Here is a 22,523-nt window from a genome sequence, read left to right on the forward strand (position 1 = left end):
GCCAACGACGTCGACGTGGCTGCTGGCATCCGGAGACTCCCGGGACGGCAACCCCTATAACGCGCCCGGACGACCCCGGCGGTATGAATCTCGACGCACACGCGCCGACCGCGCGACACGAGACAGCCCTCGCCTGCGTCCGGGCCGGTATCGAGGCCGCCCACCCCGAGCGCGTCCTCGAATCGGCGGTCTCGATCGTCGACGCGGGCGGGAGCGGCGGGACCGGCGGCGGGGAGAGGACAGGCGGCGAACGCCTCCGCGTCGCCGACGCCGACTACGGCCTGACCGCCTTCGATCGCGTGGTCGTCGTCGGCGGGGGGAAGGCCGCCGCCGGCGTCGCCGAAGCGCTCGAACGCGTGCTCGGCGACCGCATCGACGCCGGCGCGGTCGTCACCTACGACCCGGGGACGGGCGACCGCATCGACCACCTGCCGGGCTCGCACCCGGTCCCCTCCGAGGAGGGCGTCGAGAGCACCCGACGCGTCGTCGACCTCCTCGCGGGAGCCGACGACCGGACGCTCGTCCTCGCGGTCGTCACCGGCGGGGCGAGCGCGCTGTTGCCCGCGCCGGCCGAGGGAATCGCGCTCGCGGACCTCCAGCAGACCACCGAGGCGCTCCTCGACAGCGGCGCGGACATCGGCGAGATCAACGCCGTCCGCAAACACCTCTCCACGCTGAAAGGCGGGGGCCTCGCGCGCGCTGCCGCACCCGCGACGATCGTCTCGCTCGTCTTCTCCGACGTCGTCGGCAACGATCTGGGCGTCATCGCGTCGGGTCCGACAGTCCCGGACGAGACCACGTACGCCGACGCGCTCGCGGTGCTCGACCGGTACGACCTCACGGTCCCCGAGTCGGTGCGCGAGCGACTGGAACGCGGTGACGCCGGCGAGGTCGCCGAGACGCCGAAAGCCGGCGACCCGATCTTCGACCGGGTCGACAACCACGTGCTCGCCGACGGCTTCACCGCGCTGGACGCGGCCAGGATCGTGGCCGAGGAACGGGGGTACGGGACGTGTGTGCTCTCCTCGCGAATCCGCGGTGAGGCACGCGAGGCGGCCAAGAGTCACGTCGCCGTCGGCGAGGAGGCGCTCGCGACGGGCAACCCCGTCTCCCCACCGGCGGTGGTGCTCTCGGGCGGCGAGACGACGGTCACCGTCCGCGGCGACGGCGACGGCGGCCCCAACCTCGAGTACGCGCTCGCGGCGGCCCTCGAACTCGACCGGGTGGCGGGCCACGCCGTGCTCGCGAGCGTCGACACCGACGGCAAGGACGGGGGAACGGACGCCGCGGGGGCCGTCGTCGACGAGACCACCCTCGAGAGACGCGAGGACCGGGCGGCGGCACGCGACGCGCTAGCGCGCAACGACGCCCTCCCGGCGCTCGACGACCACGACTGTCTGATCCGGACGGGGCCGACCGGGACGAACGTCAACGACCTGCGGGTGCTGGTGGTCGACGGGAACTGAGTGGCTGGCGGCGAGCGTTCGCTCCCGACGTCGGGGGACGGAGCCGCCATTGCCGCGGTACGGAACCGTCACTTCCGCGGGGCGGAGAACGCCCGATCGCACGCGTCACAGCCGTAGACGGCGTCGCGGCCGCGGTTGCGCTTCTGCTCGGTCCGCACGCTGCCGCAGTACGGACAGATCAGACCGTCGTCTCGCAGTATCATCGGAAGCGTCCGGTCGACCGGGAGGGACTCGACCGGTATGTAACTACGGATATTCCGCGACGAGAGGCAATCCCGACTCAGTATACGTCGCGGGGACCGACACCGCAGCGACGGGGCGACCCCCGACGGGGGAGTCGACCGGGCGGTCGGTTCCGGCCCCCCGGACGACCAACAAGGCTGTACCCCTCCGCGACGAACAGGGCGCATGGCTCGGCTGTTGCCCTCCCGTTCCGACGCGACCGCGGCCGACGACGCCACCCCGCGGGTGATCGGTCTCGACTCCGACGACGCCGACGACCTCATCGGGGCGCTCTCCTCGGGGACCGCGCGTCGCATCCTCTCGACCCTCCACGAGGAGCCCGCGTCGGCGTCCGAGGTCGCCGACCGGGTCGACACCTCGCTGCAGAACGTCCAGTACCACCTGGGTCGGATGGACGGCGCCGGCCTCGTCGAGGTCGTCGACACCGTCTACTCCGAGAAGGGACGGGAGATGAAGCTGTACGCCCCGACCGACCGGCCGCTGGTCGTCGTCGCCGGGCGCGAGTCCGAGACGGAGGGGCTCCGGGCGGTGCTGAGCCGCCTCGTGGGGGCCGTCGGGGTGCTCGCGCTGGTGAGCGTGCTCGTCCAGTTGCTCTTCGGCGGGGCTTCGACCGGGGCCGGAGGTGCGGCGAGCGCTGACGGCGCAGAGGCCGTCCGCGTCACCGCCGAGGCGACCGCGACGAGCGCGGCGTCCGGGCTCCCGCCTGGGCTCGTCTTCTTCTGCGGGGGTCTGGCGGTGCTCGTCGTGGGGTTCGCAGTCTGGTACGTCCGGGCGCGTCGCGGCGAGGAGTAGCTATTCATACCTACACGTCAAAGGAAGCGATATGAACCACGAGGCCGAGGTGCGGGGGATCGGCGTCGGGATGAGCGACGACGGCTCGAACGTGCCGGCGGTCATCCTCTCCGCGCGCGAGGAGTACCTGCCGATCGTCATCACGACGGATCAGGCGCAGGCGATCCAGCTCGCACTCTCGGGCGAACCGTTCGAGCGACCCCTCACCCACGACCTCCTCGTGGACATGGTGACGGAGTTCGGCGGCGCGATCGACTCCGTCCGCATCGACGACCTCGCCGACGGGACGTTCTACGCGAAGGTCGACGCCGAACAGTACAACGACGGCGAGCCACGCAAGTTCGTCTTCGACGCCCGCCCCTCCGACGCCGTCGCGCTCTCGGTCCGCGTCGACTGTCCCATCTACATCTCCGACGCCGTGCTCGACCTGGCCGGCCAGCCCCCGTCGCGCTTCGACGTCGAGGACGACGAGGACGACTTCGCCCGCTGAACGCGTGGTCGGCGCTGCGCTCTTTCCGACCTGTGGCACCGAACTCGACCAGCGTCACGTCGACGGGCACGACCGCGAGGTCGACCACGCCCGACAACCGGCCTCTCGCTGAGCCGACCCGTGGAGGCGTGTGAGGCTCACGTTTCAAGACCGGGGCGAACTTCGCCTCGCACATGGCCGACGAAACGGCGACGCTGGCGGAGTCGCACACCGAGATGACCGAGTACCTGCTCCCGAACGATACGAACAACCTCGGACGGGCGCTCGGGGGGGCCGTGCTCCACTGGATGGACATCTGCGGTGCGATCGCGGCGATGCGCTTCTCGAACCGGCAGGTGGTCACCGCGTCGATGGACCACGTCGACTTCATCTCGCCGATCGATCTCGGTGAGGTCGTCGTGATCGAGGGCTACGTCTTCAACGTCGGACGCACCAGCATCGACGTGAAGGTCGACGTCCGGGCGGAGAACCCCCGGACGGACGACGAGCGGGAGACGACCACCTCCTTCTTCACCTTCGTGGCACTCGACGACGACGGGACACCGACGGCGGTGCCGCGACTGGCCTGTCCGACCGACACCGAACGCGACCGCCGTGCGGAGGCGATCGCCGAACGACAGGCACAGCTGGAAGCCGTCGTCGAACGGATGGACGGCTGAGACGCCGGTGCCCACGGACGGGGCGGGTCTGGGCGGGAACCGACCGCGCTGTGCCGTCGTGGTGTCCGTCGCGCCACCGAGCTCGACCCGTTCGACGAGGAACACGCTTTACTGGCGTGCCACCGGACTCCACCTATGCTCGACGTCCCCACGCCGGAACCGCCGACGCTGAACCAGGTCGATCCCAACGAGTACGACGACGCAGAGGTCGGCGGCGACGACTACCACCGCGACGACCTCGAACGCTTCCTCCACGACGGCGCGTGGGCGGAGGCCTTCGCGGAGTGGGCCGAGACGAGCGACCTCTCGACGGAGGAGTGGGCCATCGTCGAGGAACTCGACCTCGTCTCGCACTTCGACTTCTTCTGGGACTCCTTCGCCGACCGAGTCGGCTACCACGCGCCCGGCCTCCCCGAGGACTGGAAGGAGCGCGAGATCCACCCCGACCTGACCTCCTGGGGGCAGGTGTCGGGCATCAACGCCGGGCTCACGGAGCTGGGCCAGGTCGTCTGCGACGTGCTCAAGGACGAGTACGTCGACTGGGAGTCGGAGTACGAGGCACCCGACGATCTGCCGGACTTCTCGTGACGACTCTGAACTCAGATCTGATACTTAACGCGGCACCGTTATATTCTCGGATAAGAGACTGTCGGTCGAGATGGCTACTTCGGCATCGGCCGACCGGACGACCGAACCGTTTCGAAGCCAGTTCACCGAGACGCTCGATTCGGCGACGTTTCCGATGCACGGGCCGGCCGACCTGCTGTCGGTCATGGCGAACGGACAGGACGTGTTCGTCGTCGGCGGCGTCGAACTGGTCGCGCTCGAACTGGCACTCGCCTGTGGGGACTACCTCTCGTTCCCCTACGAGTCAGGTGACGACCTCGTCGAGGACGTCACGTCCGCGCTCCAGCAGACGTACCAGTCGTAGTTCGGCCAGCACCGAACCGACAGGTCGCGTCGAGTGAACAGAGCTTTCCTCCGGTCGTTCGAACGGCGGACTGATGCGCCGCAGAGCCCTCCTTTCGACCGTCGCGTTCACCACCACCGCTGCCACCGCCGGCTGCCTCGGAGACGTCCGCCAGCGCCTCTCCGGTCCGATCCGGTTCGACCACGCGAGAGGTCGTATCCACGACGCCAGCCAGTCGTTCGTCCGTGGCGGCCTCGGTGGCTCCCCGACCGAAGACCAGTACGCCGCCTGGCTCTTCACGAGTGCTCCGTCGTCCGACGTCGCCGTGTTCACCGACGCACTGGGGTTGGAGACACGGCGGGAGTGGGACAACGAGGTTCACAACGAGAACTACGACGCCGGATTCGTCCTCCTCGCACAGGTACGAACCGGGCGCGAGCACGCGAGGAGGCTCGGGCCGGTCCCGTACATCTGTGACCCGGCGTGGACCGGCTGGCGGCGGGCTCGCGTGCCGCTGTCACTCGATCCCGCGAACCTCGAGACGGACGAACTCGCCGGCGCCGACGGAGTGGTCGCGACGCTGGCCGCCTACGTGACTGCTCCCGAGGCCCCACGAGCGGCGACGGTCCCGTTCCTCTCGACAGGAGCGGACGCCTGTGAGGCGGCGAACGCGACGCTGACCGCCGAGTCGTGGTCGCCCCCGTAGCGGACCACCGCGCGACGACTGTCCGGGCCCGTGACCGCAGACAGTGGTAGCACGACTCGTGCAATCACGGTGATAGGTGGGTCGAATTTGGGAAAAGCCTCTTTTTTACATCGTCCTCCGTCGCGGTTGAGGACATGATAGACAAGTCACGCAGAGACGTGCTTCGGACGCTCGGGGGCGTCGCAGTGGTCGGCGGCCTCGCCGGCTGCTCGTCGAATCAGAATGGCTCCGGCGGATCGGCCGGCGGCGAGTCGACGGAGACGGCCACGGCGACACCGACCGAGACGGAGACGGAGATGGAGACGGAAACCGAGACGGAGATGGCTGCCACGGCGATGCTCCGGGTGGCCCACCTGTCGCCCGACGCGCCCGCAGTCGACGTCTCGGTCGACGGGTCGGTCGTGCTCGAGGGCGTCTCGTTCGGCGCCGTCAGCGACTACCTTGAGGTGCCAGTCGGCACGCGAACCGTGACCATCGCGGCCGCCGACGACCCCTCGACGGTCGCGTTCGAGGGCGACCTCGACGTCACGGAGGGCGCGTTCACCGTCGCCGCGGTCGGCGAACTGAGCGAGGACACGTTCGAACCGCTCGTGCTCGCGGACGACAACACCGTCCCCGCGGACGACACGGCCCGGGTTCGCGTCGTCCACGCCTCGCCCGACGCCCCCGCCGTCGACGTCACGGCGGGCGGAAACGCCCTGTTCGACGGCGTCTCCTACCAGGGGTCGGGCTACGCGGAGGTGCCCGCGGGCACCTACACCCTGAACGTACGGGGCGACACGTCGTCGAACGACGGCGACAGCGTGGCCGCGTTCGACGTCGAACTGGTCGGCGGGACCGTCTACACCATCTTCGCCGCGGGCTACCTCTCGCCGGACGACGAACCGGCGGGAACCGCGTTCCAGCCGATCGCCGCCGTCGACGCCGGTGCGGGCGGCGGTGGCATCGTCCAGGGCATGGGCGACGGCGGCATGGGCGAGATGAGCGAGGACGTCGCGCTCCGCGTGGCGCACCTCTCGCCTGACGCCCCGAACGTCGACGTGCTCGTCGACGGCTCCGCGGTGCTGGAGGACGTCCCCTTCGGCGCCGTCAGCGACTACCTCTCGCTGTTGTCCGGCTCGTACCAGGTGACGATCCAGGCCGCGGGCGACTCGTCGACGGTCGTGTTCGACCAGTCGCTCGACCTCCAGCCCGGTGCGTACACCGCCGCGGCGGTCGGCGAACTCGCCGAGGACGCCGAGAACGGCTTCGCGGTCCAGCTGCTGACAGACGACACCTCGGCACCGGCGGACGACACCGCCCGGATCAGGCTCGTCCACGCCTCGCCCGACGCGCCCGCCGTCGACGTCACGGTCCAGTCGACGGGTGACGTCCTCGTCGACGGGGCGGCCTTCGGGGACGCGGCGACCGTCGAGGTCCCCGCCGGGTCGTACACCCTGGAGGTCCGTGGAGACACCGAGTCGAACGACGGCGACGTGGTGTCGACGTTCGACGTGACGGTCGAGGGCGGGACGGCGTACACCGCGTTCGCGCAGGGGTACCTCTCGACGGACGACGAACCGGCCGACGCCGGATTCGACCTCGCGGTCGTCACGGACAACTGACGATGGGGACGGGTTCGACCTCGGTACAGGTGCGGTCGACGCCGGACCAGACCAGGGCGGCGCTCCGGGAGGTGCTCGTGAGGTCGCGCGGCAGTGAGAACCGCACCCGGCTCCTCCGCGCGCTGGCCGACCGCCCGCGGAACGCGAACCGGCTCGCCGAGGCGCTCGACCTAGATTACAAGACCGTCCGTCACCACCTCTCCGTGCTGGAAGAGGCCGATGCGGTGGCCCGGAGTGGCGACGGCTACGGGGCCGTGTACGTCCCGACCGCGGGGGCGCGACAGCACTGGGACCTCGTCGATCCGGACGACGACTGACGGTCGGGCTCCCGACGGTGGGCCGGCTCCCCTCCGTCGCCACACTCGGAGACGAGCCCGTGGTGTCCCTGCCGCAGTGATGGAGCGGGGACAAGGCCTTTGTCGGTCCCGCGACCATCGCCGCCGTGCACCGCCGGGCTCTCCTCGTGACCGTCTGCGTCGGCCTCTCCGGCCTCGCCGGCTGTCACGCGGTCCGACGGACGCTCTCGGGCGGCCTGGACCTCGTCGGCGTCGACTCGCGCGTCCACCCCGCAGCCGTCCCGTACGTCGAAGGCGGCGTGTCCACCGGCGACCCGTGGGCACGGTTCGCGCTGTACCGAGCCGCCCCGCCGACAGAGCCGTTTACCGCGGCGGGGCGCGACGCCGGGCTGTCGGTCGACGACGCCGCGCTCGAACACGCCGTCGTCGTCCTCGCGGAGGTGCGGAATCCACCGCAGGCCGCCGCTCAGCTCGAACCCAGTCCCGACCAGCGGGTGACGTGGAACAGGTGGGACCAGCTCCGGGTGCCGTTGCGACGGCGACCTGTCGAGCGACCGGAGTCGTCGCCCACCGTGACGACGGCCGTGATGACCTGTCGGTGCCCCGCCGACCCGGCGTCGGCGTACGTGACCGTCGAATCCGACTCGGGACGAGCGTGGAACAGCTTCGTCGCGGACGCCGTCGTGTGAATCGGGCACCAGTTCGTCGCCACGACCGACGTGGACGACGCGTTACAGTCGCCACGGCCGGACCGACCGCGACACCACCGTTTTGATATACGTCCGGCGGCAGGAACCGAGTATGAGTATGGACACGGACGAGGTCTCCGACCAGTACAGCCCCGCGGACGTCGAGTCCACGGTGGAGTCGTACTGGGACGACCACGACGCGTACGAGGCGGCGAAGGCGGCCCACGCCGACGACCCCTCGTTCTTCTTCGTCGACGGGCCGCCGTACACCTCGGGGCAGATGCATCTGGGGACGGCGTGGAACAAGACGTTGAAAGACGCCGTCATCCGGCGCAAGCGGATGGAAGGGTTCGACGTGGCCGATCGCCCGGGCTACGACATGCACGGTCTCCCCATCGAGGTGAAGGTCGAGGAGGAACTCGGCTTCGACTCCAAGAAGGACATCGAGGCGTACGGGATGGAGGCGTTCATCGAGGAGTGCAAGGAGTTCGCCGAGCGCAATCGGGAGAAGATGGACGAGGACTTCCAGTCGATCGGGGCGTGGATGGACTGGGAGAACCCGTACAAGACGATCTCGCCGGAGTATATGGAGGCAGCGTGGTGGGCGTTCTCGCAGGTCCACGACAACGGTCTCGTCGAGCGCGGCAAGCGCGCGATCAACCAGTGCCCGCGGTGTGAGACGGCCATCGCCGACAACGAGGTCGAGTACCACGAGATCGAGTCGCCGTCGATCTACGTGAAGTTCCCCCTCCGAGAGCGAGAGGGACAGCTCGTCGTCTGGACGACGACGCCGTGGACGATCCCTGCGAACACGTTCGTGGCTGTCGACGGGGAGATGACGTATCAGGCCGTCCGCGCCGAGAAGGACGGCGAGAGCGAGGTGCTCTACCTCGCCGAGCCCTGCGTCGAGGAGGTGCTAAAGAAGGGCCGCTACACCGACTACGAGGTGGTCGACGAACTCACGGGCGAGGAGATGGTCGGCTGGACGTACGACCACCCCCTCGCCGAGGAGGTGCCGGACCACGCCACCTTCGAGGGAGCCGGACAGGTCTACACGGCGGCGTACGTCGAGGCCGACCGGACTGGACTCGTACACTCCGCGCCCGGCCACGGGCAAGAAGACTTCGAGCGCGGGCAGGAACTCGGCCTCGACGTCTTCTCGCCCGTCCGGGGCGACGGGACGTTTACCCGGGAGGCAGGCGACTACGCGGGCACGTTCGTCCGCGACGCCAACGACGACATCGTCGCCGACCTCGACGCGAAGGGACTGCTCCTCCACTCGGGCACCCACCACCACCGCTACGGGCAGTGCTGGCGGTGCGACACGGACATCGTCTTCCTGGCGACGGACCAGTGGTTCATCACGGTCACCGACGTCAAGGAGGAGTTGCTGGCGAACATCGACGACTCCGAGTGGTTCCCGTCGTGGGCGCGCGACAACCGGTTCAGGAACTTCGTCGCGGACGCACCCGACTGGAACGTCTCCCGACAGCGGTACTGGGGCATCCCGCTCCCGATCTGGGTACCTCGGGGCGAGGAGTACACCACAGAGGACATCCTCGTCGTCGGCACGCGCGAGGAACTGGCGGAGCGAGTCGATCAGGACGTCGATCCCGACGAACTCGATCTGCACCGCCCCTCGGTCGATCCCCTCACCATCACCGAGGACGGCACGACGTACGAGCGCGTCCCGGACGTCTTCGACGTCTGGATCGACTCCTCGGTGGCGACGTGGGGGACGCTCGACTATCCGTCCTCCGGAGACGACGAGCCGTGGCCCGCCGACCTCATCATCGAGGCGCACGACCAGACCCGCGGCTGGTTCTGGTCGCAGCTGGGTATGGGCACGGCTTCAGTCGGCGAGGTTCCGTACGAGCAGGTGTTGATGCACGGCTTCGCCAACGACAGCGACGGGCGGAAGATGTCGAAGTCGCTTGGGAACATCGTCACGCCGCAGGAGGCGATCGATCGGTTCGGCCGTGATCCCTTGCGAGCGTACCTGCTCTCGCACAACCAGCACGGCGAGGACCTCGCCTTCGAGTGGGACGGGCTCGCCGAGACCCAGTCGAAGCTCAACATCTTCTGGAACGTCTTCCGCTTCCCGCTGTCGTACATGGCACTCGACGGCTACGACCCCGCCGACGCCTCGCTGGACGACGGCGACCTGACCGTGGTCGACGAGTGGGTGCTCTCGCGACTGCAGTCGGTGAAACGCGAGGTCGACGACGCCTGGGGCGACTACCGCGTCCACGACGCGCTCACGTCCGTCCTCGACTTCGTCACGAGCGACGTCTCGCGCTTCTACGTGAAGGCGATCCGCGAGCGGATGTGGGAGGAGGAGGATTCGGCGTCGAAGCGCGGCGCGTACGCCACCCTCGCGACGGTGCTCGACGAGGTCGTCAGGCTCGTCGCTCCCTTCACGCCCTACCTCGCCGAGCGGATGTACCAGCGGCTCGACGGCGAGGCGACGACGGTCCACGCGCTGTCGGCCCCGACGGTGGACGAGGAGCACCACCACCCCGCTCTCGAAGCGGAGATGGCGGTCCTCCGTCGCGTCGAGGAAGCGGCGGCGAATGCCCGGCAGCAAGGGGGGAGAAAGCTCCGGTGGCCCGTCCCGCGGGTCGTCGTCGAGTCCGACGACGAGGACGTCCGAGGAGCCATCGAGTCGCTCTCCGACCTCTTCGCCGATCGAGTCAACGCCCGGTCGGTCGACGTCGTCGAGGCGTTCGACGAACTCGTCGAACACGCGGAGCCGCGGATGGACGTCATCGGCCCCGCGTTCGGTGCCGACGCACAGACGCTCATGAGGGCAGTCGAGGGTGCTACCCGTGACGCGCTCGACGGTGACGCCGACGACGGGACGCTGTCGGTGATGGTCGACGGCGACGAGTACGAACTCACCGCCGACATGATCGAGTGGCGTGCCGAACCTCCCGAAAACGTCTCCGCCGCCGCGTTCGAGTCGGGCACGGTGTACGTCGACACGGCGTTGACCGAGGAGATCGAGGCCGAGGGGTACGCCCGTGACGTCGTCCGCCGGGTTCAGGAGATGCGCAAGCGGCTCGACCTGGCCGTCGACGAGGAGATCCGAACGGCGATCGCCGTCTCCGACGAGCGGGTCGCCGATCTCGTCGACCGCCACCGCGACCTCGTCGCCGAGGAGACGCGAACGGAGTCGTTCGTCGACCTCGGTGGTCCGGCGGACGAGGAGCTGGACCTCGTCGAGGAGTGGGACGTCGAGGGCGTCTCGGTGACCATCGGTATCGACCGGATCGAAGCGGAGCAGCGGACGGCCTGATCGGCGATCGCGCCGGGCCGGGCTGTGCTGGGCCGGGGCCGCACGGTCGGTCCGGCCGCGGTGTGATGTCGGCCGTCGGCCGTCAGGCTCGGTCGGCCGTCGGCTCGCACTCGAACGTCTCGAGCTGTTCCTGCAGGCTCCCGGTCTGGTCGGTGAGATCGTCGAGTCGGGACCGGATCTCGGAGATCGTGGTCGCTCTGGTCTCCGCACGGCTCGCGAGCGAGTCGCTCCGCTCCGCGACGTCCCGCGAGCGGTCAGCCACCCGCGTGATGGCGTCGACGACCTCTTCGGTCGTCCGTGCGCCGTCGTCGGTCGCGGCGGCGACCTCGTCGACCGAGTGGTCGACGCCCTCGACGGTGTCGGTCAGGGCGGCGAAGGCCTCACCGGCGTCCGTCGTTCGGGTCTTGCCGGTCCGGAGTTGCGACCGGGTCCGCTCCATCTCCGTCTGGACGCGGTCGACGTCCTCGACCGTCCGCTCGACCGTCCGATCGATCGCCGCCGAGTGGTCCCTGGTCGCCTCCGCCAGCGACTTGACCTCCTCGGCCACGACGGTGAACCCCTCGCTCCCGTTCGCCGCACGCGCGGCCTCGATGTTCGCGTTCAGCGCGAGCGTGTTCGTCTGTTCGGCGATCGACTCGATGAGCTCCGTGCTCTCCGCGACGTCGTCCATCCGACCGTCGAGCGACTCGACGAGGTCCGCGAGCGTCCCGACGCTCCCTTCGATCCGCTCGATGGCGTCGACCGCCTCCGCCGCGGTCCCGGCGCCGGCCTCGACGGCCTCGGCCGCGCTGGAGGCCTCACCCGAGACCTCGTCGGCGTTGGCGGCGATCTCCTCGATCGTCGCCGACAGGGAGGTCAGCTCGTCGGTGGTGGATTCGAGCTCCGCCGCCTGTTCGCGGAGGTCCGCCGCGAACTCCCGGACGTCCCCCGCGAGCCGCTCCTGTGACTGCTCGAGCTCCGCGGCGTCGTCGTGGACCGACCGGGTCGTCCGCTCGACGGTCGACGCGAACTGCCGGAGGTCGACGACGGTCGTGGACAGTTCGCGCGTCATCTCCTCGAAGCCGGCGCTGATCTCCCCGATGGCCTCGATCTCGGTCTCGGCCGGCGGCGCGACGGTGAAGTCGCCCATCGAAACCGCCTCCATGGCGGACGCGAGTTCGTCGGCGCGAACCAGCAGTCGCTCGTTCAGCCGCTCGACCTCGGCTCTCGCCTCCTGGCTGTCCTCGACGTTCTGGATCTGTTCGCGGGTCTCCTCGCGCGAACGTTCGATTGAGTGCCAGTTCGACATCAGCGCCGCGGAGAGACCGAGGAGGAACACCGCGTGGACGAGCCCCCACCCCATCGGGTTCGCGATCGCGTCGGGGTGGTTGTACACCGCCCCCGGGTGGGCCATCCCGAAGAGGCTGTGCTGGATCGCCACGTAGCCGATGCCGACGGCGAACGGGATCCAGTCCTCGTAGGTCGCGATCACGCCCGCCATGACGAAGAAGTGGAAGTGTGCCTCGATGTAGCCGCCGGAGAAGTAGACCAGGAGCGCCGAACTCGTCATCAGCCCGATCGAGGCGATCGCGGTCCGCACACGCCGCGAGAGCCGCGGCCACCACGCCAGCAGCGCCAGTCCGATCACCGCACCGACGCCGAGGAGGAGGTGTTCGAGGGGGACGGCGGTGAGGGTCGCGCCGGTGACGTACGGCTCGGTCCCAGTGTAGCTCCCGAGCAGGAACAGGAGGGGCGCGTGAACCACTAGGAGGAGGACGATGTTGCGGTGACGGGCGTTCCAGGCGTCCGCCGGGATCGAATCGCCACGTGGGACGTATCTGACGAGATCCGAGAACGTCCGTCGTGCGGCCTGCACACCGGGGGCTCGGGCCGGTTCGTCCGGGGCGATCGTTGTCATGGTTGTCACTGTCCCGTGTTCGTCAAATCGATTGTGTCCCGCGTATCACGTTTGAAACCTACGGAGTCGATCCCGACGGCCGATGGCCGACGTCCCGGCTCGGCCACGCACGGGTCTCGGACGCGACCCGAGAGCCGCGTCATTAATCACGACAAACATTTTTGACCCAGTTGGCCGTCTGGTACTACGCGACATGAAGAAACTCATCAACGAGCCGGCGGACGTAGTGGACGAGATGCTCGAGGGGATGGTCGCGGCGTATCCGGACCGGGTACGCCGCCTGGACGGGATCGAGATCCTCGTGAGGGACGACGCGCCGGTCGACGGCAAAGTGGGCATCGTCTCCGGTGGGGGCTCCGGTCACGAGCCGACACACGCGGGTTACCTCGGCGAGGGGATGCTCGACGGGGCGGCGGCGGGCGAGGTGTTCACCTCCCCCACCGCGGACCAGCTCCAGGAGATGATCGAGGCGTGTGACGGGGGCGCCGGCGTGCTCTGCGTGGTGAAGAACTACGAGGGCGACGTGATGAACTTCGACACCGCGGCCGAACTCGCGGCGATGGAGGGCGTCGACGTCGAGCAGGTCGTGGTGAACGACGACGTGGCCGTCGAGGACTCGCTGTACACCTCGGGACGGCGGGGCGTCTGCGGGACGATCCTGGTCCACAAGGTCGCCGGAGCGAAGGCCCACCAGGGCGGCGACCTCCAGGAGGTGAAGGTGGTCGCGGAGAAGGTCATCGACAACGTCGGGACGATGGGGATGGCGCTCACGTCCTGCGTCACGCCGGAGAAGGGCGAACCGACGTTCGATCTCGGCGACGAGGAGATCGAACTCGGCATCGGTATCCACGGCGAACCCGGCACGGAGCGCACCGACATGATGAGCGCGGACGAGATCACGGAACACCTCACGGAGAACGTCCTCGCGGACCTCGACCTCGACGAGGGGCAGGAGGTCGTCACCATCGTCAACGGGATGGGTGGCACGCCGCTTTCGGAACTGTTCATCGTCAACCGCAAACTGCAGGAGATCGTCGACGACCACGGCCTGGAGACGTGGGACGCGTGGGTCGGCGACTACATGACCTCGCTGGACATGATGGGCTGTTCCGTCACGGTGTGTGCCGTCGACGACGAGCTCAAGGAACTGCTCGCACACCCCTGTGACACGCCCGCACTGACGGTCCGCGACTGAGCCGGCGGGCGCGGCCCCTACCCTTATTTCACTGCCGACTGATTCCGACGCATGGCAGACACGGACGTCCAGGTGGCGGCACTGCACGCGGCGCTCGAGAACGTCGCCGACCGACTCGCCGAGGAGAAGACCTATCTGACGGACCTCGACTCGGCCATCGGCGACGCCGACCACGGGGCGAACATGAACCGCGGCTTCCAGACCGTCCTTGAGCAGACGGCGGGGATGGACGGCGACCCCTCCGAGATCGTCAAGGCGGCCGGCAAGGCGATCTTGAGCGAGGTCGGCGGCGCGGCAGGGCCGCTGTACGGCGGGTCGATCATGATGGCCAGCGGGGAACTCGACGAGGGGATCACGGCGGAGACGACCGTGGCGTTCGCCGAGACGTACCTCGAGAAGCTCCAGGACCGCGGCGGGGCGGAGGTCGGTCAGAAGACGATGGTCGACGCCGTCACCCCGGCGGTCCACACGTACAAGAAGTCGATCGAACAGGACGACCTCCCGCCCCTCGAAGCACTGGCGAAGGCGGTCGACGCCGCCGAGCGCGGCGTGAACTTCACCGTCCCACTCCGCGCGACGAAAGGACGGGCCTCCTATCTGGGGTGGCGGTCGGTCGGTCACCAGGACCCCGGTGCGACGTCGACGCTGTTCATCCTCGAGGAACTCCTGAAGACGGCCCGGGAGTTCCTCGACGGCGATCTCGATCCGGACACACACGACGCCACGTCGCCGACGATCCCCGACGACGGCGCGGACGAGGAGGCGTAGATGGTCGGTCTCGTCGTCGTCTCGCACTCGGCGAAAGCCGCGGAGGGGATCTGCGAGGTGGCCGCACAGATGGCTCCCACGGCGAGCATCGAACCGGCCGGCGGCGAGCAAGACGGGGGGCTCGGCACCTCGGTCGACCGCATCACCGCGGCGATCGAGGCCGCCGACGACGGCGACGGCGTACTCGTCCTCGTCGACCTCGGGAGCGCGGTGATGAACGCCGAACTCGCCGTGGAGATGAGCGAGGCGAGCGACGTGCGCATCGCCGACGCGCCGGTGCTCGAGGCGGCCGTCAACGCCGCCGTGGAGGCCACCAGCAAGAAGGCGACGCTCGATTCGGTGCTCGCCGCGGCCGAAGAGGCACGCGACTACCGGAAGCTGAACTGAGCGGACCGACGTCGCTCTCCTCCCGCGCTCGCGCCGGTCCCCGTGGAACTACTCCTCGAACTCCTCGGTCGACAGCACCGCTTCGAGCGCGTCGAGGGCCGCCTCGGCGTCGTCGCCCTCGGCGACGAGTCGAACCCGCTCGCCGGACTTCACGCCGAGACCCGTCACGCCCAGCATGCTCCGGGCGTTCACCGGATCGCCGTCCTCGGGCGCGATCCGGAGGTCGCAGTCGTACTCGTTGGCGGTCTCGACGAACTTCGACGCCGGGCGGGCGTGCAGTCCCGCTTCGGGGACGACGGTGACGAGTCGTTCCATACCGATCGAGCGGTGAGCAGCCTGTTAGCCGCTTCGGTCACGGCCGCGGTCACCAGTCCTCACGGCGGCCGAGCGTGCGCTGGCCGAGGCTGAACCCCGCGGCGAACACGACGACGCCCTCCCGCGGGGCTTCCGAGACGCACCGGACCGGTCCGCGAGCCGACCGCGACGTGCTCGGCGGTCCGAAGAGTCAAGCCCACTCGGACCAACGACATGTGATGACACACCGAACGGACGTACTGGTGATCGGTGGTGGAGCGACGGGCGCTGGCGTCGCCCGAGACCTCTCCATGCGTGGCGTCGACGTGACGCTGGCCGACAGAGGCGGCCTCTCCTCGGGGACGACGGGGCGGTCGCACGGGCTGTTACACAGCGGCGCGCGGTACGCCGAAGCCGACGAGGTGGGGGCCCGCGAGTGTATCGCGGAGAACCGTATCCTGCGCGAGATCGCCGGCCACTGCGTCGGCGACACCGGCGGGCTGTTCGTCCAGCTCACCGAGGACGACGCCGACTACTTCGACCGGAAGCTCGCGGCGTGCCGCGAGTACGGTATTCCCGCCGAGGAGATCACCGGTGACGAGGCGCGCGACCGGGTGCCGGACCTCTCCGCCGACGCCGAACGGGCGATGGTCGTCCCCGACGGCGTCGTCTACCCCTCGCGGCTCGTCGCGGCCAACGCCGCCGCCGTCGAACGCCACGGTGGGACCGTCCTGAGAAACGCCCCCGTGGAGTCGATGACGGTCGACGACGACCGGCTCACGGGGGTCCGACTCGGCGGCGACGCCGACACCGACGTCGACGCGACGTACGTGGTGAACGCCACCGGAGCGTGGGCCGGGCACGTGGGCGAGATGGCCGGGGTCGACGTCGAGATGCGACCCACCCGTGGCGTGATGGTCGCCGTCGACTACGCCGACCTCGGGCCCGTGCTCAACCGCTGTCGGAACCCGGCGGACGGTGACATCATCATCCCGCACGACGATCAGGTCGTGCTGGGGACGACGAGCATCGTCGTCGACGATCCCGACGACTACCCCACCGAAGACGAAGAGGTCGAGCGGATGTTCGCGGAGTGTGGCGACATGCTCCCGGCCGTCCGTGACTGCGAGACGATCCGGACGTGGTGGGGGGTTCGTCCCCTGTACGCCCCGGACGAGGCGTCCCGCGGGAGCCAAAGCGGCGGCGAGGGGGCGAACCGCGGGATCTCGCGTGGTTTCTTCGTCCTCGACCACGAGGACGAGGGCGTCGAGAACTTCGCGAGCGTCGTCGGCGGGAAGCTGACGAGCTACCGACTGATGGCCGAGGAGACGGCGGACCTCGTCGCCGACCGACTGGGCGTCGACGAACCGTGTCGGACCGCCGACGAACCGCTGCCGGGCGCGGACGACCCCGGAACACTCGACGGGTTCGTCACGACGTACGAGGCCCTGTCGCCGACGGATGAGGACGTGGTGGCCGGCGACTGACCGAGGACGTGGTGGCCGGCGACTGACCGAGGCCACGGTCGCCGGCGACGCCGTCGCTCGACGACCACTCGCCTGGGGTGGATTTATAAAATCGCGTGATAATCACCGCGTGATGAGTGGTGACGAGGGACACGAACCGTCGCTGGCCATCCGAGTCGTCGAGTCGATCGCCACCGCCCGAGGAGTGCGGACGGTCGAACTCGACCCGCTGTCGGACCGACTCGACCTCGAGGCGATGGACCGGTTGTTCGAGAACAGCTCCGTCCCCATCCGGATCGAGTGTGTCGTCGACGACCTGGTTGTGACGGTAGACACCGACGGCGTCGTCGACGTCTCGCCGGCCGGGACGGACTGAGACGAGCACGGCCGGCCGTCAGTCGGACCGGACTGATCTCTCGAGTACACCGTCTACGACGTGGAGCATCTGACGACCGAGACGGCCGACGCGACCGGCAGCTACTGGGGGCATCCACGCGGTCCGTGGCGCGAGCAGGACGGCAGGTGACAGCGGGCTCTTCGGACGGAGCGGTCCGTGGGTAGACCACTACTGTACCACAGATGTCCGTGCCAGGGCTTAGGCCCCGTCCGCTCGACGTTCCGTATTATGAGTAGTAATCGGGCACACACGACGCCGAGCGTGAGCGTAGTGAACGCGGTCGCGGCCGCCAAGGGCGTCCCTCCGGTGAACCTCGATCCCCTCGTGAAATACGTCGACCTCGAGTCGCTCGACGACCTGCTCGCGAACAGCGCCGACGAGGTCCGGATCACATGCATCATCGACGGGATGGAAGTGGTGGTCGAGGCCGACGGCCACGCCTCCGTCTCGCCGGAGACGACCGACTGAGACGACGGAACGACCGGGGCCGGGAACGGCACGGAAGAAACGTCGAACGCGTGTCGCCAGACGCCGCCGGTCAGACGATCGCCTCTTCGAGCAGCTGGAGCGGGTGGCGGATCTCATAGCCGCTCCCGTGTTCCATCTGCATCGAACACGTCGGACACTCCGTCATCCCGACGTTGCCCTTCGCGTGGCGCATGTGTTCGAACATGTCCTCGCCGATCTTCATCGATTTCTCGTACTTCTCGGACTTCCAGCCGTACGTGCCGGAGATGCCCGAACAGGAGGAGCCGACGTCCTCGATCTCGAACCCCTCGACGTCGCGGAAGAGTTCGACCGCCTGCCGATCCAGTCCCTGGCCACGGGCGTGACACGGCGCGTGGTACGCCAGGTCCGGGTAGTCGACGGTCTTCCCCTCGAGCGCGCCCTGGACGTCCTCGTAGATGCGGAGGTACTCCAGCGCCTCGTACGTGTGGCTCGACACCTCCTCGATGCCGGAGATCTGGAACAGCTCGGGATACTCCTGCTTGAGCGACATCGAACAGGAGGTACAGGAGGCGACGACGTCGTACCCCTCGTCGATGAGATCCACGAACTCGGGGACGTTGACGTTCGCCGCGCGCTCGGCGTCGTCGAGCATCCCGTTGGCGAACATCGGCGTGCCGGAACACCGCTGGCGGGGCACCGCGATCTCGTAGCCGAACTCCTCGAACACCCTGACCAGGGCCTTGCCGACTTCGGGCGTGTTGTAGTTCGAGTAACAGCCGTGGAAGTACGCGATCCGTTTCTCCTCGCTGTGGACCTGCGCGCCGCCGCGCTCGCGCCACCACTCGCGGAACGTCTGGGTGGCGAACGGGGGGAACTCCCGCTCGGCGGTGATCCCCAGCAGCTTCTCGTTCACTTTCTGGACGAGGGAGTTGCCCATCACGAAGTTGGTGAGCCGGGGAACCTTGCTCCCCATCTCGGCGAGCGTCCGGTAGTTCGAGAGGATTCTGTTCCTGAGGTACTGCCGCGAGAGGTGGTCCATCTGGTTCTCGACGTACTCGCCGCGGGCCTTGTTGTGCATCTGGCTCAGCGGCACGCCCGAGGGACAGGCGGTGTCACACCGGAGGCAGTTCGAGCAGGACATGATCGAGTCGTCGATCTCGACGTCCTCCTTGCGTTTGAGCCGCCACTGCTCCGGTCCCTGGAACTTCGGCCCGGGGAACTCGTCGTCGACCTCGGCGACCGGACACGACGTATCACACGCCGTGCACTTGTAACAGTTGTCCGCGCCGGGGCGGAGGTCGACACCGTCGTCGAACACGTCGACGGGCTCGAAGTCGCCGCTACCTGGAACCGAATCGAACTCTGGGGGGGATTGTGCGTCACTCATGCGGTTTCACCTGCCTCGCGACCCGCGACCACGCCAGTCGCGAGCGAGACGCCGCTGGCCGACTTCTCGGCGGCGACGTCGGCACCGCCGACGACACCGCCGGCGGCGAAGAGGTTCTCGTACTCTGCGTGTCCGTCGGCGCGCGTGGGGCGGAGCCGGTCGTCGGGGACGACGCCGAACGTCGCGAACGGGTGGTCGCCGAACGCGTCGTCGACGAACCAGTCGTAGCGGTCGTCCGGATGGGGGACGTAGCAGTCGAAGATCGGTTCGCGGACGCCCTCGCGCGACGAGTCGATGCCCTTCCCGACGAGCCCACCCGTGGCGAGGACGAACGCGTCGGCGTGGTAGGGGATCTCGCGGCCGTTCCGGTCGACGACGACCGCCGACAGGTCGCCGTCGTCGGTCTCGTAGCCGACCGCCTTGTTCCCCGACGAGATACCGACGCCGGCCTCGTCGAGCGCGTCGAACAGCAGGTCTTCCAGTCGGAGCCCCGGAAGCGACGGCGGACCCATCGGCACCTCGAACACCGCCGCGCCGAGGTACGATTCGAGGTCGGCTCGCACCTCGTGGCGGTGGTCGTCGCCCAGGAGCGAGGGGAAGCCGACCCGCTCGGCGCCGTCGAGGTGCGGTTCGACCGCGGCCGCGAGCGCCTCCCGGGTTCCGCGACCGCCGACCGCCTCGTCGGTGTCGAGCGCCTTCGCGTAGCGGGTGATCTTCGCGTCGGCGCGGAACGTCTTCGGGAACTCGACCGTCACGCCCGACACGTCGAACGGGACGCCCGCCGCGGCGAGGTGGTCGGCCGCGAGCGACGCCTCGAAGTCGGTCATCGTCGCGAACCCGACCAGCAGGGTGTCGCGGTCGTCCGAGGCGACCCCCGCGGCGGCCGCCCGCGGGTAACGCGCCGTGGGTTTCACCGCACCGCCGTGCGTCGGGACCAGCGCGTTCGCGTCCGTGTGACTCCCGCGGTACTCGTCGCCGGCGATCTCGTCGAACAGCGCGAGTCCCTCGCGGATGGCGTCCTCGCCGACGATCCGGTACGGGTGGCGCTCGGCGAGCGAGTCGAGTCCGGCGAAGGGGTCGGCGAGCGGCCCCTCGCCGTCGCCGGTGAACCCGAGCACGTCGATGAGACCGCTCGCGTGGCGGAGCGTACTCTTCTTGTACGAGACGAGCCGAACGCTCGCGCCCGTCTCCGCGGCCGACAGCGCCGCGATCGAGCCGGCGACTCCGCCGCCGACTACCACGACGTCCTCGCTAATCGGCATCCCGGTGTCCTCCGTCCGCGGCCGCTCGTTCGACACCCGACTCGTCGCCGACCGCGGGGCCGCCGTCGAACGCGCCGAAGTCGACGTCGGCACCCGTCCGGACGGGATCGCCGTCGCGGTTCATCGTCGTCGCGTGCAGCAGGTGTTTCAGCATCGCCTGGGAGAGCTGTTCCCCCCAGAGCGCGTGTTTCTCGCCCTTCCACCGCTCCTGGTACAGCTCGTCGAGCGCCTCCCGGGCGACCGGCTCGGGATACTCCATCGCGAGTTCGTTCGCCATCCGGTGACAACAGAAGGCTCCCTGGCAGTTCCCCATCGACGCCCGGGTTCGCAGTCGGACGGCGTTGAGATCCGATCCCGCCTGCTCGATGGCGTCGCGGACCTCGGCACGGGTGACGCCCTCGCACTCGCACACCGTCGGGTTCGGCTCGTTCGTCTTCAGGACCTCGTCGGCACGCGAACCCAGACGTTGCACCGAACGACGACCGATGGGCGACCGCAGGCCGAACTCGTCCATGTAGTCGCGGAGGACCGAGAAGTCGTCGCTCCCCGGCAGGGGGACGTCGGCGGTCCGACACTCGGTCGTGTCGCCGAACTTCCCGCAGACGTGGTCGGAGATCTTCTCGGCCATCATCCGGAAGGTGGTGAACTTCCCGCCGACGATGCTCGTCATCCCCGGCAGGTCGTCGCGGTCGGAGTGGTCGAGCAGGAAGAAGTCGCGCGTGATGTCGGTCGGGTCCGTCGTCCCGGTCCCCGGCGGCTCGTACAAGGGTCTGACGCCCCAGAACGACCGGATCGTCCGTGCCTCCTGCAACATCGGGACGAGTTTGGAGAGTTCGGAGATCATCATGTCGACCTCCCACTGTTCCTCGGGGTAATCCTCGGGGTCTTCGACCTCCTCGTCGGTGGTGCCCAGAATCGCGGTGGTCTCGTGCGGGACGATGATGTCGGCGTTGCCCTTCGGCTGACAGCGGTTGATCACCGTGTCGACCTGCCGGACGTTCATGATCGTCATGACGCCCTTCGAGGGGCGGACCTCGATGTCGACCCCGGCCATCTCGCCCACGCGCCCGGCCCACGCGCCCGTCGCGTTCACGACGTAGTCGGCGTATATCTTCTCGCGACCGCCCGCTTTGCCGTGGACGCGTTTGCCCTCGCCCGACGCGTGTTCGACCTCACATCCGACGACCTCGCCCGCCTCGACCAGTACGTCGACCACCTTCGAGTGGGTCTCGATGCGCGCGCCGTGTTGCTCGGCGGCGGCGGCGTTGGCCACGCAGAGCCGGAACGGGTCGATCGCCCCGTCGGGCACGCGGATGGCCTTGTCGATGTCCTTCGCGAGGTACGGTTCGAGCTGGCGCGCCTCCCCGTTCGACAGCACCTCGGTCGGGATGCCGCACTCCTCGCACCCCTTCAGTTTCTTCTCGAAGTACTCCTCCGTGTCCTCGGGCCGTTTGACGAACAGCCCGCCGGTCATCTCGACCGTGTGACTCGCGATCTCTCGCAGGACGCGGTTCTCCTCGATGCACTCCTTCGCGCTCGGCTGGTCGGTCACCGCATATCTCCCGCCGCTGTGCAGCAACCCGTGCATTCGGCCCGTCGTGCCGTGTGTCAGGTTTCCCTGTTCGACGAGCGTGACGTCCATCCCACGCATCGCCAGGTCACGGGCGATTCCCGTCCCGGTCGATCCCCCGCCGATGACCAGGATCTCTGGTGTGTCTGTCATTAATCTTTGTAACCCTGAGGACGCGGGCTACTTTACTTTACCTCTCACGCCGACTCGTCAAGTACACGCCGCGGTACCACGTCTCACGATCTCCGAGTACGGACGGCGAGACGACCACCGTGCATCCACCTCGAGCGGCGCGTC

The 22,523-nt window shown here is 68.8% G+C and carries 23 protein-coding genes; 17 read left to right on the forward strand and 6 right to left on the reverse strand.

Features of this window, described 5'->3' with window-relative positions:
* Positions 1-83: 83 nt before the first annotated feature.
* Positions 84-1,466: a glycerate kinase type-2 family protein gene (locus tag FZP69_RS08755; protein ID WP_152040937.1), complete on the forward strand. Its 1,383-nt coding sequence runs from the start codon at positions 84-86 to the stop codon at positions 1,464-1,466.
* Positions 1,467-1,534: 68 nt separating this feature from the next.
* Here the strand turns inward: FZP69_RS08755 and FZP69_RS23220 are convergent, their stop codons facing one another.
* Positions 1,535-1,669 (reverse strand): hypothetical protein, encoded by a 135-nt coding sequence (locus tag FZP69_RS23220; protein WP_275689349.1) that lies wholly within the window; start codon positions 1,667-1,669, stop codon positions 1,535-1,537.
* 205 nt (positions 1,670-1,874) lie between these two features.
* On the opposite strand from FZP69_RS23220, the gene FZP69_RS08760 reads away from it, so the two are divergent.
* The 10 genes from FZP69_RS08760 to ileS all read left to right on the forward strand — a co-directional run bounded on the left by FZP69_RS08760 (position 1,875) and on the right by ileS (position 11,153).
* Entirely contained in the window at positions 1,875-2,501 is a 627-nt protein-coding gene (locus FZP69_RS08760; RefSeq protein ID WP_152040938.1) for an ArsR/SmtB family transcription factor, read from the forward strand.
* Between the two features lie 31 nt (positions 2,502-2,532).
* Positions 2,533-2,991, forward strand: a complete 459-nt coding sequence (locus FZP69_RS08765; protein WP_152040939.1) for a bifunctional nuclease family protein — start codon at positions 2,533-2,535, stop codon at positions 2,989-2,991.
* A 173-nt stretch (positions 2,992-3,164) separates the two neighbouring features.
* Complete coding sequence (locus FZP69_RS08770; RefSeq protein WP_152040940.1) at positions 3,165-3,650, forward strand: acyl-CoA thioesterase; 486 nt, start codon at positions 3,165-3,167, stop codon at positions 3,648-3,650.
* A gap of 135 nt (positions 3,651-3,785) precedes the next feature.
* Positions 3,786-4,238 carry a hypothetical protein gene (locus FZP69_RS08775; RefSeq protein ID WP_152040941.1) on the forward strand — a complete coding sequence of 151 codons (453 nt, stop codon included), beginning with the start codon at positions 3,786-3,788 and terminating at the stop codon, positions 4,236-4,238.
* Between the two features lie 70 nt (positions 4,239-4,308).
* Complete coding sequence (locus FZP69_RS08780) at positions 4,309-4,581, forward strand: MTH865 family protein (protein WP_152040942.1); 273 nt, start codon at positions 4,309-4,311, stop codon at positions 4,579-4,581.
* Between the two features lie 73 nt (positions 4,582-4,654).
* Complete coding sequence (locus FZP69_RS08785) at positions 4,655-5,266, forward strand: hypothetical protein (RefSeq protein ID WP_152040943.1); 612 nt, start codon at positions 4,655-4,657, stop codon at positions 5,264-5,266.
* A gap of 134 nt (positions 5,267-5,400) precedes the next feature.
* A complete protein-coding gene (locus FZP69_RS08790; RefSeq protein ID WP_152040944.1) occupies positions 5,401-6,870 on the forward strand; it encodes a DUF4397 domain-containing protein in 1,470 nt (489 codons plus the stop codon).
* Positions 6,871-6,872: 2 nt separating this feature from the next.
* Positions 6,873-7,187 (forward strand): ArsR/SmtB family transcription factor, encoded by a 315-nt coding sequence (locus FZP69_RS08795; RefSeq protein WP_152040945.1) that lies wholly within the window; start codon positions 6,873-6,875, stop codon positions 7,185-7,187.
* A 125-nt stretch (positions 7,188-7,312) separates the two neighbouring features.
* Positions 7,313-7,855, forward strand: a complete 543-nt coding sequence (locus tag FZP69_RS08800; protein WP_152040946.1) for a hypothetical protein — start codon at positions 7,313-7,315, stop codon at positions 7,853-7,855.
* A 118-nt stretch (positions 7,856-7,973) separates the two neighbouring features.
* Positions 7,974-11,153 carry an isoleucine--tRNA ligase gene (gene ileS, locus FZP69_RS08805; protein ID WP_152041561.1) on the forward strand — a complete coding sequence of 1,060 codons (3,180 nt, stop codon included), beginning with the start codon at positions 7,974-7,976 and terminating at the stop codon, positions 11,151-11,153.
* An 82-nt stretch (positions 11,154-11,235) separates the two neighbouring features.
* On the opposite strand, the gene FZP69_RS08810 is transcribed toward ileS, so the two are convergent.
* Positions 11,236-13,050 carry a methyl-accepting chemotaxis protein gene (locus tag FZP69_RS08810; RefSeq protein WP_152040947.1) on the reverse strand — a complete coding sequence of 605 codons (1,815 nt, stop codon included), beginning with the start codon at positions 13,048-13,050 and terminating at the stop codon, positions 11,236-11,238.
* Positions 13,051-13,243: 193 nt separating this feature from the next.
* Here FZP69_RS08810 and dhaK point away from each other — a divergent pair, with 193 nt between their 5' ends.
* From dhaK to dhaM, 3 genes are read left to right on the forward strand one after another with little or no spacing between them, the layout of a single operon-like run.
* Positions 13,244-14,245 (forward strand): dihydroxyacetone kinase subunit DhaK, encoded by a 1,002-nt coding sequence (dhaK, locus tag FZP69_RS08815; protein WP_152040948.1) that lies wholly within the window; start codon positions 13,244-13,246, stop codon positions 14,243-14,245.
* A gap of 51 nt (positions 14,246-14,296) precedes the next feature.
* Entirely contained in the window at positions 14,297-15,013 is a 717-nt protein-coding gene (gene dhaL / locus FZP69_RS08820; protein ID WP_152040949.1) for a dihydroxyacetone kinase subunit DhaL, read from the forward strand.
* Positions 15,014-15,400 (forward strand): dihydroxyacetone kinase phosphoryl donor subunit DhaM, encoded by a 387-nt coding sequence (gene dhaM, locus FZP69_RS08825; RefSeq protein ID WP_152040950.1) that lies wholly within the window; start codon positions 15,014-15,016, stop codon positions 15,398-15,400.
* A gap of 48 nt (positions 15,401-15,448) precedes the next feature.
* Here the strand turns inward: dhaM and ptsH1 are convergent, their stop codons facing one another.
* Positions 15,449-15,715, reverse strand: a complete 267-nt coding sequence (ptsH1, locus tag FZP69_RS08830) for a phosphocarrier protein HPr (protein ID WP_152040951.1) — start codon at positions 15,713-15,715, stop codon at positions 15,449-15,451.
* 218 nt (positions 15,716-15,933) lie between these two features.
* On the opposite strand from ptsH1, the gene FZP69_RS08835 reads away from it, so the two are divergent.
* From FZP69_RS08835 to FZP69_RS08845, 3 genes are all read left to right on the forward strand, one after another.
* Positions 15,934-17,181, forward strand: a complete 1,248-nt coding sequence (locus FZP69_RS08835; protein WP_152040952.1) for an FAD-dependent oxidoreductase — start codon at positions 15,934-15,936, stop codon at positions 17,179-17,181.
* 112 nt (positions 17,182-17,293) lie between these two features.
* Positions 17,294-17,536, forward strand: a complete 243-nt coding sequence (locus FZP69_RS08840; protein ID WP_152040953.1) for a HalOD1 output domain-containing protein — start codon at positions 17,294-17,296, stop codon at positions 17,534-17,536.
* Positions 17,537-17,785: 249 nt separating this feature from the next.
* A complete protein-coding gene (locus FZP69_RS08845) occupies positions 17,786-18,025 on the forward strand; it encodes a HalOD1 output domain-containing protein (protein ID WP_152040954.1) in 240 nt (79 codons plus the stop codon).
* Positions 18,026-18,095: 70 nt separating this feature from the next.
* On the opposite strand, the gene FZP69_RS08850 is transcribed toward FZP69_RS08845, so the two are convergent.
* The 3 genes from FZP69_RS08850 to glpA are packed head-to-tail and all read right to left on the reverse strand — an operon-like array spanning position 18,096 to position 22,379.
* Complete coding sequence (locus tag FZP69_RS08850; protein WP_152040955.1) at positions 18,096-19,394, reverse strand: anaerobic glycerol-3-phosphate dehydrogenase subunit C; 1,299 nt, start codon at positions 19,392-19,394, stop codon at positions 18,096-18,098.
* Positions 19,391-20,656: a glycerol-3-phosphate dehydrogenase subunit GlpB gene (gene glpB / locus FZP69_RS08855; protein WP_152040956.1), complete on the reverse strand. Its 1,266-nt coding sequence runs from the start codon at positions 20,654-20,656 to the stop codon at positions 19,391-19,393. Before glpB ends, FZP69_RS08850 begins: the two co-directional genes overlap by 4 nt.
* Positions 20,646-22,379: an anaerobic glycerol-3-phosphate dehydrogenase subunit GlpA gene (gene glpA, locus FZP69_RS08860; protein WP_152040957.1), complete on the reverse strand. Its 1,734-nt coding sequence runs from the start codon at positions 22,377-22,379 to the stop codon at positions 20,646-20,648. The genes glpB and glpA overlap by 11 nt, the downstream gene beginning before the upstream one ends.
* Positions 22,380-22,523: the final 144 nt, after the last annotated feature.

It is taken from the genome of Salinigranum salinum (genome assembly GCF_009176545.1).
GTDB lineage: Archaea > Halobacteriota > Halobacteria > Halobacteriales > Haloferacaceae > Salinigranum > Salinigranum salinum.